At 68.7% G+C, this 12,763-nt stretch carries 14 protein-coding genes; 11 read left to right on the top strand and 3 right to left on the bottom strand.

Annotated features, from left to right (window positions below; translation table 11 throughout):
• The first annotated feature begins 118 nt into the window (after window positions 1-118).
• A complete protein-coding gene (locus tag QLQ85_RS21255; RefSeq protein ID WP_282740828.1) occupies window positions 119-1,792 on the top strand; it encodes an EAL domain-containing protein in 1,674 nt (557 codons plus the stop codon).
• Between the two features lie 8 nt (window positions 1,793-1,800).
• On the opposite strand, the gene QLQ85_RS21250 is transcribed toward QLQ85_RS21255, so the two are convergent.
• From QLQ85_RS21250 to flgA, 3 genes are all read right to left on the bottom strand, one after another.
• Window positions 1,801-2,250: a flagella synthesis protein FlgN gene (locus tag QLQ85_RS21250; protein ID WP_282740827.1), complete on the bottom strand. Its 450-nt coding sequence runs from the start codon at window positions 2,248-2,250 to the stop codon at window positions 1,801-1,803.
• Window positions 2,247-2,534 (bottom strand): flagellar biosynthesis anti-sigma factor FlgM, encoded by a 288-nt coding sequence (gene flgM, locus QLQ85_RS21245; protein ID WP_282740826.1) that lies wholly within the window; start codon window positions 2,532-2,534, stop codon window positions 2,247-2,249. The genes QLQ85_RS21250 and flgM overlap by 4 nt, the downstream gene beginning before the upstream one ends.
• A 154-nt stretch (window positions 2,535-2,688) precedes the next feature.
• Window positions 2,689-3,402, bottom strand: coding sequence for a flagellar basal body P-ring formation chaperone FlgA (gene flgA, locus QLQ85_RS21240; protein ID WP_282740825.1), 714 nt, complete (start codon window positions 3,400-3,402; stop codon window positions 2,689-2,691).
• Window positions 3,403-3,569: 167 nt separating this feature from the next.
• Here flgA and flgB point away from each other — a divergent pair, with 167 nt between their 5' ends.
• The 10 genes from flgB to flgK all read left to right on the top strand — a co-directional run bounded on the left by flgB (window position 3,570) and on the right by flgK (window position 12,757).
• A complete protein-coding gene (flgB, locus tag QLQ85_RS21235; protein ID WP_282740824.1) occupies window positions 3,570-3,983 on the top strand; it encodes a flagellar basal body rod protein FlgB in 414 nt (137 codons plus the stop codon).
• A gap of 28 nt (window positions 3,984-4,011) precedes the next feature.
• Window positions 4,012-4,416, top strand: coding sequence for a flagellar basal body rod protein FlgC (flgC, locus tag QLQ85_RS21230; protein WP_282722587.1), 405 nt, complete (start codon window positions 4,012-4,014; stop codon window positions 4,414-4,416).
• A gap of 4 nt (window positions 4,417-4,420) precedes the next feature.
• The gene (flgD, locus tag QLQ85_RS21225) at window positions 4,421-5,113 is read left to right on the top strand and encodes a flagellar hook assembly protein FlgD (RefSeq protein WP_282722588.1); all 693 of its coding nucleotides are present in this window, start codon (window positions 4,421-4,423) and stop codon (window positions 5,111-5,113) included.
• Between the two features lie 53 nt (window positions 5,114-5,166).
• Window positions 5,167-6,423 (top strand): flagellar hook protein FlgE, encoded by a 1,257-nt coding sequence (gene flgE / locus QLQ85_RS21220; protein WP_282740823.1) that lies wholly within the window; start codon window positions 5,167-5,169, stop codon window positions 6,421-6,423.
• Window positions 6,424-6,448: 25 nt separating this feature from the next.
• Window positions 6,449-7,204, top strand: a complete 756-nt coding sequence (locus tag QLQ85_RS21215) for a flagellar basal body rod protein FlgF (protein ID WP_282740822.1) — start codon at window positions 6,449-6,451, stop codon at window positions 7,202-7,204.
• Window positions 7,205-7,232: 28 nt separating this feature from the next.
• The gene (flgG, locus tag QLQ85_RS21210) at window positions 7,233-8,015 is read left to right on the top strand and encodes a flagellar basal-body rod protein FlgG (protein ID WP_282722591.1); all 783 of its coding nucleotides are present in this window, start codon (window positions 7,233-7,235) and stop codon (window positions 8,013-8,015) included.
• A gap of 25 nt (window positions 8,016-8,040) precedes the next feature.
• A complete protein-coding gene (locus QLQ85_RS21205) occupies window positions 8,041-8,724 on the top strand; it encodes a flagellar basal body L-ring protein FlgH (RefSeq protein WP_282740821.1) in 684 nt (227 codons plus the stop codon).
• Window positions 8,725-8,757: 33 nt separating this feature from the next.
• Complete coding sequence (locus QLQ85_RS21200) at window positions 8,758-9,876, top strand: flagellar basal body P-ring protein FlgI (protein ID WP_282740820.1); 1,119 nt, start codon at window positions 8,758-8,760, stop codon at window positions 9,874-9,876.
• The gene (gene flgJ, locus QLQ85_RS21195) at window positions 9,876-10,991 is read left to right on the top strand and encodes a flagellar assembly peptidoglycan hydrolase FlgJ (protein ID WP_282740819.1); all 1,116 of its coding nucleotides are present in this window, start codon (window positions 9,876-9,878) and stop codon (window positions 10,989-10,991) included. Before QLQ85_RS21200 ends, flgJ begins: the two co-directional genes overlap by 1 nt.
• Before the next feature lie 83 nt (window positions 10,992-11,074).
• On the top strand, window positions 11,075-12,757 hold the full coding sequence (gene flgK / locus QLQ85_RS21190; protein WP_282740818.1) for a flagellar hook-associated protein FlgK: 1,683 nt from the start codon (window positions 11,075-11,077) through the stop codon (window positions 12,755-12,757).
• The last annotated feature ends 6 nt before the right edge of the window (window positions 12,758-12,763 follow it).

The raw sequence follows: 12,763 nt of genomic DNA, 5'->3' as shown, positions 1-12,763 counted from the left end.
GTCAAGTTTCCCCTATCGAGGCCGAAACTATGTACAGTTAGGCTGTGTCTGAAAGGTCGACGAATGGAGGCAGTTTTCAGATAAGTCCGGATGCCACCTGCTATTCCAGGAGACCACCATGGCCGTCGACGCCTCCGGGCCGCCATCAGGCCCCTTTTCGCCTCCCGGCGGTCGCGTTGCAGCACACCCGATGGGGCAGTCGGCACTGGCCTTCGAGCGAGCGCCGGTGGGCCTGGCCGTGGTCGATGGGCGTGGCCTGCTCCAGATCGCCAACCTGCGGTTCTGTGCCCTGACAGGGCGGTCGCTCAAGGCCATGCGCGGCCGGCCGATCGCCGAGCCGCTGCCGGTGGCGCTGGCGGACGAGGCGTCGTCGGCATGGCATACGCTCGAGCTCGACGACCCCTCGGGCGTCGCCCGTGAGCTGCTGGTCATCGTGCAACCGCTGGACGACGGGAAGTCGAGACTGCTGACCCTGGTGGCGCTGGACGAAGCCATGGCGGGGGACGCCCTCACTGGCCTGGCCAGCGCCTGGCTGTTCCGGGATCGCCTCGTCCACGCCATGGAGCGGGCCGACCGCCTCGACCAGGGGCTCGCCCTGTTGGTGATCGAACTCGACGGCCACGTGGCGTTGCCCGGGCGCGTCGGGCCGGCGGTTGCCCGCGGACTGGAGCGTCAGGTGTCCCGGCGTATCGAACAGACCTTTCGGGGCGAGGACAGCGTGGCGCGCCTGGGCTGGGCCCGCTGGGGTGTGCTGATCGAGCACCCGGTCTCGCCGCAGAGTCTCCAGGTCGCCGCCCAGCGCTTCCTCGAGGCGATGGACGCCCCCTTCGATGCCGCCGACCGGCCGTTGCTGTTGACCACTTCCATCGGCATCGCCCGCTATCCCGAGGACGGTGAGGATGACGAGGAGTTGATGGCCCGGGCCGCAGAGGCGCTGTCCCGGGCCGGCAAGGCGGGGCCCGGTCGCCACGATTTCTTCGATGTCCGTCTGCGGCGCCACCTCGAGGAGCAGGAGGCCTTCCGTCGCCAGCTACTCGAGGCGTTGCTGGCGCCGGGCAAGCACTTCCACATCGTCTACCAGCCCCAGGTCGATCCCCTCGGCGGGACCTGCCAGGGACTGGAGGCCCTGGTACGCTGGCAGCACCCTCGCCGCGGCCTGCTGCATCCTCGCGACTTCCTGCCCGAGGCCGCCGCGATGGGGCAGTTGATCCGGCTGGATCGCTGGGTCCTGGAGCGGGTCATCCTCCAGCATCGCCAGTGGCGGGAGGAGGGCTCGCCGCTGGCCTCCCTCGGGGTATCGGTGAACATCGACGTGGCGATGCTGGAGCAGTCGGTCTTCGACAGTCGCCCGCTGGATCACTTCCTGCGCCAGCAGGGGGAGGATCTCTCCTGGCTCTCGCTGGAGATCGAGGGTGCCGGCCTGGCGGCCAGGGGCGAGGCCCATGCCCACCTGCTCAAGCGGCTCGGGCCGCTGGGTGTCCGCCTGGTGGCCGACGAACTGGGCTGCGACCCCCTCGACCTCTTCCAGCTCTCGGCGCTGCCGGTCGGCCGCGCCAAGGTCAGCCGCCGGCTGGTCAGCGGGCTCGGCCGCCGTCCCAATGCCGATCGCACCCTGGTGGCACTGGCGTCATGCCTGGCGGCGCTGGGGGTGCAGGCCGTGGTGGTGGGCGTCGAGACCCAGGCTCAGCTGGAGGTCGTTCGCGGGCTGGATTTCGCCGCGATGCAGGGCAATCTCTTCTCGCCACCGTTGGGCGTCGCCGAGCTGGCGACCTGGCACGCGGCGCAGGCGTGACGGGGCAATCAGGCCGAGGCGTTGAGCCGCCCCGGCTGGCGGCCGGGGCGGCCGCGGGGGTCGTAGAGGGTCTTCTCCGACACCGCATGGATGAAATCGAGCATGCGCTGGTTGTGCGACAGGCGCATGGCCAGCAGCTGGCCGGCCAGGCCATTGAGGCGGTCGGCGCGCTCGGTCGCGTCGAGGGTGGCGTCCCAGCCCGCCAGGCAATCGGCATCGCTGGCCGCTTCCCGGGCGCCCTGGTGGCCGTCGCGGTAGCCCAGGCGCCGCTGGACCTGGCGGCGCAGCTGCTCCCTGCGCTCGAGCTCGGCGAGCAGGGCCTGCTTCTCCGCCGCGATCCGTGCCAGTCGGTTGCCGTCGATCTGCCCGACGGTGAGCGCCTCGAGCTCTTCCTCGAGCAGCACGACGAGGGTGGCGAGCCGCTCCCGCTGGTCGTTCAGCAGTCGTGCCAGGCTCATGCCTCGTCTTTCCCCAGCATCTCGCGCACATTGGCGATCAGGCCATCGGCGATCCGCTCGGCGCGGATCTCCAGGCGCCCTTCGCGGATCGCCTCGCGAATCTCCTCGACCCGCGCGGTGTCGATGTCCTGGCTGCCGTCGGCCGCATGTCGGCTCAGGTGGGTCGTCGCCGCCGGACCGGCAGCCTGGCCGCTCGCCGGGTTCGGGCCCTTGACCTTCTGGGCCTCGTCGCGCTGCTGCGTCTGACCGGGGTGGATCGGCGGGTTCTGGTTGTCGATCTTCAAGATGGTTGCCTCGTGACCGGTGCCTGTGTCCAGGAAGTGAGTCCAGACAGTGAGTCCCGCAAGCGGGTTCCTGGGTGCTTGACCGGACTATCGGCCGCCTCGCCGGAAACTTTAGGCCTGCCGCGTCGTGGCTGGCAGCCTAGCCAAGGGAGGCTCAGAAGTCCACGGCGAGCCGGGCGTCACCGATGACCGTGGCGGTGACCAGTTCACGGTTGGTGAAGCGCACCCTCACCCGCTCGCCTTCGCCGCCGGGCTCCAGCGCCTCGCCTTCGCGGGTCACGCGAAAGCTCGGTCCTTGCGCTTCGACCGTCACCTTCTGGCCGCGTTCGACCAGGGCGCGAGCCTGGAACTGATGGGCCTGCAACGGCGAGCCGGCGGCCAGCGGCCGACGGGCGACCTGGCCGAGCACCTCCGCCTCGTCGACCACCGCCTGACGTGGCAGCCGGCTCAGGTCGCCGCGGCGGGTCTCCAGCAGGTCGGCGGTGATGGCGGTGCCGGGCGCGATCTCGCGCGCCGCGACCGGGTAGTCGCCGATCACCCCCACTTCCGCCTGCAGGTAGCGCACCTGCCGGCCCTCGGCCCCGCAACGCACTCCCACCGAGACCCTGCCGAGCACCGGTTGGGAGGCATGGGTCAGGAAGGGCTGCGGTGCCTCGCAGGCCGGCAGGCGGGCGGAGGGCGGACGCACCTCGATGACCACGTCTTCGCCATGAGCCTGCGCCTGCTCGTAGAGGAAGGCATGCACCCCGGCCATCAAGGCGTCGTCCGCCCGGGTCGGCTGATGGGCAAGCAGCAAGGCCAGCGCCAGGCAGGCACCGAGCAGCCTCGTGGAAAGGCGGGAGGGGCGGCGGTGGGTGGCATCGGTCATGGCGTGCTCGCGAGGGTCGGGGGGTCGCCAGGAGCATTCTAGCGAAGTGGTCGCCGACGAAAGAGTCGAAATGGACCCGGAATGCGGGGTTGTTCGTCCCTTTGGGATGACGCCGGGCTGGCTATTCTCCATCGTCAACGAATTCCGTATTCAGGGAGAGCGCCGTCGTGATCGATCAGCTCGAAGCCGCCTTCAACTTCCATCAGCAGGCCCTGGGTCTGCGACAGCAGCGCCACAAGGTACTGGCCAGCAACATCGCCAACGCCGATACGCCGGGCTACAAGGCGCGGGACATGGACTTCGCCAGCGAGCTGAAGAAGGCCGTGGCGCACGGATCCAGCGGTGGCAAGGGGCTGGCGCTCGCGCGCACCGCCGAGCGACACATCGCCGGCCAGGGGGCCGCCCCGGCCGGCAACGGCCTGCTCTACCGCGTGCCCGACCAGCCCAGTCTCGACGGCAATACCGTGGACATGGATCGCGAGCGCACCCAGTTCGCCGACAATTCGGTGCGCTACCAGGCCGGTCTGACCATCCTCAACAGCCGCATCCAGGGCCTCAAGACGGCCATGCAGCCCGAATGACAGGCAACCGGAGCAAGGAGCCTCTCCCATGTCGATGTTTTCCGTGTTCGATATCGCCGGCTCGGCGATGAGCGCCCAGTCGCAGCGCATGAACGTCACCGCCAGCAACCTCGCCAATGCCGACAGCGTGGCCGGGCCGGACGGCGAGGCCTACCGGGCCAAGCAGGTGATGTTCGAGAGCCGCGCCGCCGCCCGGGGTATCGGGGGTGTCGGCGTGCGCGAGGTGGTCGAGGATCCCTCGCCGATGCGCCTGGAGTACCGCCCCGAGCACCCGCTCGCCGATGACGAGGGCTACGTGGCCATGCCCAACGTCGAGCCGGTGCACGAGATGGTCAACATGATCTCCGCGTCGCGCTCCTACCAGGCCAACGTCGAGGTCATGAACACCAGCAAGCAGATGATGCTGAAGACCCTGACCCTGGGCGAGGGCTGATCCCATGACATCTCCGATCGGTAGCAACGTTCTCAATACCGTCAACGCCGGCTCGGCCGCGGAGGCCAATGCCCGTCAGTCGGCCGATCTGCGCGACAACTTCATGACCCTGCTGATCACTCAACTGGAGAACCAGGACCCGCTCAATCCCATGGAGAACAGCGAGATGACGTCCCAACTGGCCCAGATCAACACCGTCAGCGGGATCGAGAAGCTCAACGAGACCCTGAGCGGTATCACCAGCCAGATCGATGCCGGCCAGACCCTGCAGGCCACCGGGCTGATCGGCCAGGGGGTGCTGGTGCCGGGCGATCGCGTCCTGCTCGAAACGGATGACGAGGGCGAGGCCCATACCACGCCCTTCGGCATCGAGCTCGAGGAGTCCGCCGACAACGTGCGGGTCACCGTCCACGGCAGCGATGGCCAGGTGATCAACCGCTACGACATCGGCGCGGTGAGTGCCGGCGTGGAGTCCTTCGACTGGGACGGCAAGACCCGCGAGGGCGACACCGCCGTTCCGGGGGCCTACCGGGTGAGCGTCGAGGCCACCCGGGGAGACGACTCCCTGAAGGCCGAGACCCTCAACTATGCCGTGGTCGGTGGGGTGACCCCGCCCGATGACGACGGCGGCGTGCGCCTCGACCTGGGGGCCGTCTATGGCCAGGTCACTCTCGATCAGGTCAGGCAGATCCTGTGATTCGCATCCGCAGCACCACCATCAAGACAAGCCGCTAGGCAGAGGAACCAGAGATGAGCTTTTCACAAGCACTGAGCGGCCTGAATGCCGCCAAATCCAGCCTTGGCGTGCTGGGCAACAACATCGCCAACTCCCAGACCGTGGGCTTCAAGGGGGCGAGTAGCCAGTTCGCCGATGTCTTCGCCAACTCCAAGGTCGGCCTCGGCACCCGGGTCTCGGCGGTGCTGCAGGACTTCAGCGAGGGCAATCTCGAGGCCACCAACCGCAACCTCGACCTGGCCATCTCGGGCCAGGGCTTCTACCGCTTCGAGCAGGACGGCGAGATCGTCTACTCCCGCAACGGCCAGCTCAGCATGACGCCGGATGGCTTCCTCGAGAACGCCAACGGGTCGCGGATCATGGGCTACGGCCTCAATGCCCAGGGCCAGGTGCAGACCGGCGGCCAGCCCCAGGTGCTCAACGTGGCCGCCGACGAGATGCCGGCCAGCGCCACCACCGAGGTGGCGACGACCCTCAACCTCGATTCCCGCGAGGTAGTGGGGGAAGAACTCAGCCAAGTGGAGGTCGATGAGCTGGGGGGTGGTACCCAGACGCTGAACTACCATTATTCCAATAACTTCACCACCTTCGATTCGCTGGGCAATCCGCGCAATATCACCGTCTATTACGAGAAGGCCGGCGCCAATACCTGGGATGCCAAGGTAGTGATGGATGGCTCTTATGACGAAACGCAAGCCAATGACTTTAGCGTAGCGTTCAACCAGAACGGTACCCTGGATGCAATAACCGATAGCGGTGGCGCTGCCGTGCCAGGCAATATCCCGCAAATCATGTTCGACTCCGCCTCCATGGGGGGGGATCCTGAAGACCTGGCGTTCGACCTCGATCTGGCCGGTTCCACCCAGTTCGGCAACGGCTCCACCACCAGCGCCCTGACCCAGGACGGCTATACCTCCGGCGCCCTGGTCGGCATCACCATCCGGAACGACGGCACCATCATGCGCAACTACGCCAACGAGCAGTCGCGCCCGGCGGGCCAGATCGCCCTGGCCTACTTCCGCAACCCCGAGGGGCTGAACCCGGCGGGTGACAACGGCTGGAGCGCCTCCAACGCCTCGGGCCAGGAACTGCTGGGGGCACCGGGGACCGGGGTGCTGGGCAGCATCGAGTCGGGGGCCATCGAGACCTCCAACGTCGACATGGCCAAGCAGCTGGTCGACATGATCGTCTCCCAGCGCGCCTACCAGGCCAACTCCCAGACCATCAAGACCCAGGACGAGCTCCTGCAGACCGCCATCAACCTGCGCTGAGGCGCCTGACCCGGGAGCCTGAACCATGGATCGCATTCTCTACACCGCCATGAGCGGCGCCAAGCAGAGCATGGACCAGCAGTCGGTGGTCAGCCACAACCTGGCCAACGTCGACACCGCCGGCTTCCGTGCCCAGCTGCATGCCATGCGCGCCGTGCCGGTGCAGGGCGAAGCGGCGCTGGCCACCCGCACGTCGGTGGCGGCCAGCACGCCGGGATCGGACTTCTCCCAGGGGCCGGTCATGCGCACGGGGCGCGAGCTCGACGTGGCGCTCGAGGGCAATGCCTGGCTCGCCGTGCAGACCCCGGACGGTGGCGAGGCCTACACCCGTCGTGGCGACCTGCAGGTGGACGGCGATGGCCTGGTCACGCTGGTCGGGCGCCCGGTGATGGGCGAAGGGGGACCGATCATCGTGCCGCTGGGCTCGCGTGTCTCGGTAGGCGCCGACGGCACGCTGAGCGCCATCGGCCCCGGCGAGGATCCCGATGCCCTGGTGGATGTCGGTCGCCTGAAGCTGGTCACTCCCGACGCGGCACTGCGGCGCGGCGAGGATGGCCTGTTCCGCCCGGCGCCGGGACCGGAAGGCGAAGTGGCGGCGCTGCCCGCCGACGAGACTGCCAGGGTCGCCAGCGGCGCCCTGGAGGGCAGCAACGTCGGCGCCATCGAGGCCATGGTCGCGATGATCGACGTGGCCCGCCGCTACGAGATGCAGATGAAGGTCATCGGCACCGCCGACGAGAACGCCCAGCGCGCCAACAACCTGCTGTCGATCCAGGGCTGATGCGCGCCCCGCAAGAGGAACCCCCGACATGATCAAGTCTCTCTGGACGGCCAAGACCGGCCTGGAATCCCAGCAGGTCAAGCTGGACGTCATCTCCAACAACCTGGCCAACGTCAGCACCAACGGCTTCAAGCGCTCCCGGGCGGTGTTCGAGGACCTGCTCTACCAGAACCTGCGCCAGCCCGGCGCCCAGAACGACGTGCAGAACCGGCTGCCTTCCGGCATGCAGGTCGGTACCGGCGTGCGTCCGGTGGCCACCGAGCGGCTGCATACCCAGGGCGGACTCGAGCACACTGGCAATTCCCGCGACCTGGCGATCAACGGCAGCGGCTTCTTCCAGGTACTGATGCCCGACGGCTCCACCGCCTATACCCGCGACGGTAGCTTCCAGCTCGACGAGAACGGACAGATGGTCACCGCCAACGGCTACCCGCTGGAGCCGGCGATCATCATCCCCGCCAACGCCCTCTCGATCTCGGTCGGCGAGGACGGCATCGTCTCGGTGACCCAGCCGGGGACCACCCAGGCGATGCAGGTGGGGCAGATCACCCTCTCCACCTTCGTCAACCCGACCGGGCTCGAGAGCATCGGCGGCAACCTCTACCTGGAGACCACCTCCTCGGGCCCGCGCAACGAATCGATGCCGGGCATGAACGGCGCGGGGCGGCTGTTCCACGAGTACGCGGAGACCTCCAACGTCAACGTGGTGGAGGAGATGGTCAGCATGATCCAGACGCAGCGGGCCTACGAGATCAACAGCAAGGCGGTACAGACCAGCGACGAGATGCTGGCGCGCCTGGCGCAGCTGTAAGGCCTGGTGGCCGGGAGTGAACGCGATGAGACGGTGGATCCCCCTGCGTCCGGCGATGGTGCTGCTGGCGCTGGCAGTGCTGGCCCTGGGTGGCTGTGCCCAGGTGCCCCGGGCCTCGGTGGTCGGCGAGCAGGAGAAGATCGCCATCGCCGCGCCACCGCCACGGCTGGCCAACGGCTCGATCTACCAGGCCCATCGGGGCGCCCAGCCGCTGTTCGAGGATCGGCGCCCGCGCATGGTCGGCGACATCCTGACCATCGTGCTCGACGAGCAGGTCAGCGCCAGCAAGAACTCGCAGTCCAGCATGAATCGCAACGGCTCGGCGAGCCTCGACCTGGCCCAGCTGCCCGACGCCCTCGAGCGGCTCGCCGAGATCGACTTCGACCTCTCGGGGACCAGCGACTTCAACGGCGGCGGTGGCTCCGAGGCCAACAACAGCTTCACCGGCACCATCACCGTCTCGGTGCTCGAGGTGATGCACAACGGCAACCTGCGGGTGCGCGGCGAGAAGCAGATCGCCATCAACCAGGGGGCGGAGTTCATCCGCTTCTCGGGGGTGGTCAACCCGCGCACCATCACCGGCCAGAACACGGTGCCCTCCACCTCGGTGGCCGATGCGCGCATCGAGTACGTGGGCAACGGCTATATCAACGAGGCGCAGCACCTGGGCTGGATGCAGCGCTTCTTCCTCAATATCTCGCCCTTCTGACCGGGGGTCAGCATGAGCACGAGTAGAGCCATCATGACCGCTTCCTCCCTGCGCCTCGTCACGTGGCTGCTCGTCCTGCTGCTGGCCGCCTTGCTGGCGCTGCCGGCCCAGGCCGAGCGCATCCGCGAGATCGCCGGCTTCGCCGGGGTGCGCGACAACGTGCTGGTGGGCTACGGTCTGGTGGTGGGGCTCGACGGTACCGGCGATCAGACCATGCAGGCGCCCTTCACCGGCCAGAGCCTCACCAACATGCTCTCCCAGCTCGGCATCACCGTGCCGCCGGGGACCAACATGCAGCTGCGCAATGTGGCGGCGGTGATGGTCACCGCCGACCTGCCGCCCTTCTCGCGCCCCGGCCAGCGGCTCGACGTCAACGTCTCCTCGGTCGGCAACGCCCGCAGCCTGCGTGGCGGCACCCTGCTGATGACGCCGCTCAAGGGGGCCGACGGCGACACCTACGCCATCGCCCAGGGCAACCTGCTGGTGGCCGGCGCGGGGGCCGAGGCCGGCGGCAGCAGCGTGCAGATCAACCAGCAGGCCGGCGGGCGCATCGCCGGGGGGGCCATGGTCGAGCGCGAGGTGGCGCTGGATCTCGGCGCCAACGGCGGCCTGCTCGAGCTCGAGCTCAAGGAGACCGACTTCGGCACCGCCCAGCGGGTGGTGAGCGCCATCAACAACGAGTTCGGGCGTCCGGTGGCCGCGGCGCGCAACGGCCGGGTGATCGCGCTGGACGGGCCGGCCAACGACAATTCCCGGGTCAACTTCATGGCCCGGGTGGAGAACATCCGGGTCACGCCCATGGAAGCCGCCGCCAGGGTGGTGTTCAACTCGCGTACCGGCTCGGTGGTGATGAACAGCGCGGTGACGCTGCACCGCGCCGCGGTGGCCCACGGCAACCTCTCCATCGTCATCGACACCCGTTTCGGGGTCAGCCAGCCGGCACCCTTCGGTGAGGGCGAGACGGTGGTGGTTCCCGACAGCGAGATCGAGATCCAGCAGCAGGACGCCTACCTGCGGATGGTGGAGGGCGCCGACCTGGTCGACGTGGTCAACGCGCTGAATGTGCTCGGCGCCACGCCCGACGACCTGATGGCAATCCTCGAGGCCCTCAAGGCCGCCGGCTCGCTGCGCGCCGACCTGGAGATCCTGTGATGAGCATGGAAGACGTCGGCGGCCAGTTCGCCCTCGACATGCAGGGCCTCAACCGCCTCAAGCACAGCGCCCGCCAGGACCCCGCCGGCGGGGTGCGGGGCGCCGCCCAGCAGTTCGAGGCGCTGTTCATCCAGATGATGCTCAAGAGCATGCGCGATGCCGTGCCCACCACCGGACTGATCGACAGCAAGCAGACCGAGTTCTACCAGTCGCTGCTCGACCAGCAGTGGTCCCAGACCATGGCGTCCCGGGGCATCGGCCTGGCCGACAGCCTGGTGGCCCAGCTCGAGGGCAGCGGCATGGTGTCGGCGCGGCAGCAGCCAGGCAGCGCCGTCGACGAACTGATCGCCGGCATCCCCCGTGGCGCGCCGCGGCCACTGCAGGACGCCCTGCGCCCCGAGGCGGCGGACGACGAGCCCGAACCGATGGCGCCGGACGACAAAGCGGTGGCACCCGCCAGCTTCATGGAAGCCCTGGAGACCGCGCCGGCCGGTTTCCTCGATCGGGTGGCCGCGGTGCCGTCCGGTGAGCAGGCCGCCGCGGTGAGCCGCGAGCCGGTCTCGGCCTCACGACAGGCGACCCGTGCCGACGGCAGCGACGGCGCGCCGCCCGACCATGTCCAGGCCTTCCTCGACAGGCTCTCCGGCCCGGCCCGGGCGGCCGGTCGCACCACCGGCGTGCCGGCCGAGCTGATCCTCGCCCAGGCGGCCCTGGAGACCGGCTGGGGACGCCACGAGATCGCCACCGCCGATGGCCGCAACAGCCACAACCTGTTCGGCATCAAGGCCGGCAGCGGCTGGGAGGGGGCCACTACCGAGGTCACCACCCACGAGTACCTGAACGGCCGGCGCACGAAGGTGACCGACAGCTTCCGGGTCTACGACTCCTTCGAGGCGGCCTTCACCGACTATGCCCGGCTGATCGGCGACAACCCGCGCTACGCCCGGGTGACCACCGCGCCGAGTGCCGAGCAGGCGGCCCGGGAGCTCCAGGCCGGCGGCTATGCCACCGACCCGGCCTACGCCGACAAGCTGATCGCGGTGATGGACACCCTGGGGCCGACGGGGCCGACGGGGCCGCGGGCCGGCGAGTCGCTGGTCTTCTTCAGTTACTGAGCCCGGTCGGGAGGCGCGGCGGAGGCCTCAAGTTCTCTCCGGCATTGCCGATAAGGGAAGCATTGGCTTAAGGAAACGACAGCATGAGCATTTTCTCCATCGGGCTCAGCGGCCTCAACGCCGCCCAGAACGCCCTGAACACCACCAGCAACAACATCAGCAACGTCTATACGCCGGGCTACAACCGGGAACTGGTGCTCCTGGGGGAGAGCCGTGCCGACGGCGGGGTGCGGGTCAACGACATCCAGCGCCAGTTCAACCAGTACGTGGCCGACCAGTTGAATGCCGCCACCAGCAGCTCCAGTGCGCTGACCGCCTACCAGGGCCAGATCAGCCAGATCGACAACCTGCTGGCCGATCGCGAGGCCGGGCTGGCGCCCTTGATGCAGCACTTCTTCTCGGCGCTGGAGGACCTGGCCGGGGCCCCCTCCGACCCGGCGGCCCGTCAGGGCGTGCTCGGCACTGCCGATACCCTGACCGCCCAGTTCCGCGCCTTCGACGGCTACCTGCAGGACATGCAGGCGGGCATCAACGGCCAGATCGCCGACGAGGTCACCCAGATCTACAACACCACCGAGCAGCTCGCCACCCTCAACCGCGAGATCGCCCTGGCGCGTGCCCGTCAGGGCGAGGCGCCCAACGGCCTGCTCAACCAGCGCGATCAGCTGGTCCATGAGCTCAGCGAGCGCCTGGACGTGCGGCTCAACGTCCAGGACGGCAAGACCTACAACATCAGCCTGCCCAACGGCCAGCCGCTGGTGTCCGGCACCGACCACTATCGCCTCGAGGCCATGGACTCCCCCGGCGACCCGCAGCGCACCGTGCTTGGCTATCGCGACTCGGGTGGCAACCTGGTCGCCCTGCCGGAGAGCACCGTCAAGGGGGGCGCCCTGGGCGGGCTGATGGACTTCCGCGCCGAGACCCTGGACAAGACCCAGAACCAGATCGGCCAGCTGGCCGTCTCCCTGGCGGTGGGCGTCAACGCGCAGCACGCCCAGGGCATGGACCTCAACGGCGAGCCGGGCGAGGAGTTCTTCGCCATCGGCACACCGCGCGCCTACTCCCATGACCGCAACAACGGCACGGCGGAGATCGGCGCCACCCGCTTCGACACGGCCCAGATCCAGAACCTGCGGGCCACCGACTATACGGTGCGGGTCACCGCCGACGGCCCCCCGCCGGAGTTCCAGGTGATCCGCGAGGACAATGGCCAGGCGCTGGATGCCGACGAAGTGAGTTTCGATCCGGCCGAGGGTGAGCTGAGCTTCGGTGGCGTGGTGCTGACCTTCGACGACGCGGCCGACCTGCAGGTCAACGACCGCTTCGAGATCCAGCCGGTGCGCCGCGCCGCGGCCGACATGGAGAGCAATCTCCGCGACCTGGACAAGATCGCCGCGGCCCAGCCGGCCAACCCCGCCGACGATCCGGCGGACTGGGTCTTCACCGGCAGCGGCGACAACCGCAATGCCCTGGCGCTGCAGGACCTCCAGGACGCGCTGCTGGTGGGCGGGCGCGCCTCGCTCAGCCAGGCCTATGCCGGCCTGGTCAGCGACGTGGGCAACCGCACCAATATCGTCCAGGTCAACCTCGAGGCCCGCCAGGGCCTGACCGACCAGCTCAGGGCCGTTCAGCAGTCCGAATCCGGGGTCAACCTCGACGAGGAGGCCGCCAACCTGCTGCGCTACCAGCAGTTCTATTCCGCCAATGCCCGGGTGATCGATACCGCCTCGACGGTGTTCGACACCATTCTCGGCCTGCGCAACTGATCCCGG

The sequence above is a fragment of the Halomonas kalidii genome, assembly GCF_030010475.1.
Classification (GTDB): domain Bacteria; phylum Pseudomonadota; class Gammaproteobacteria; order Pseudomonadales; family Halomonadaceae; genus Halomonas; species Halomonas heilongjiangensis.
Note: the sequence above shows the minus strand (reverse complement) of the source record. Positions and strands in the feature narration are given on the sequence as shown.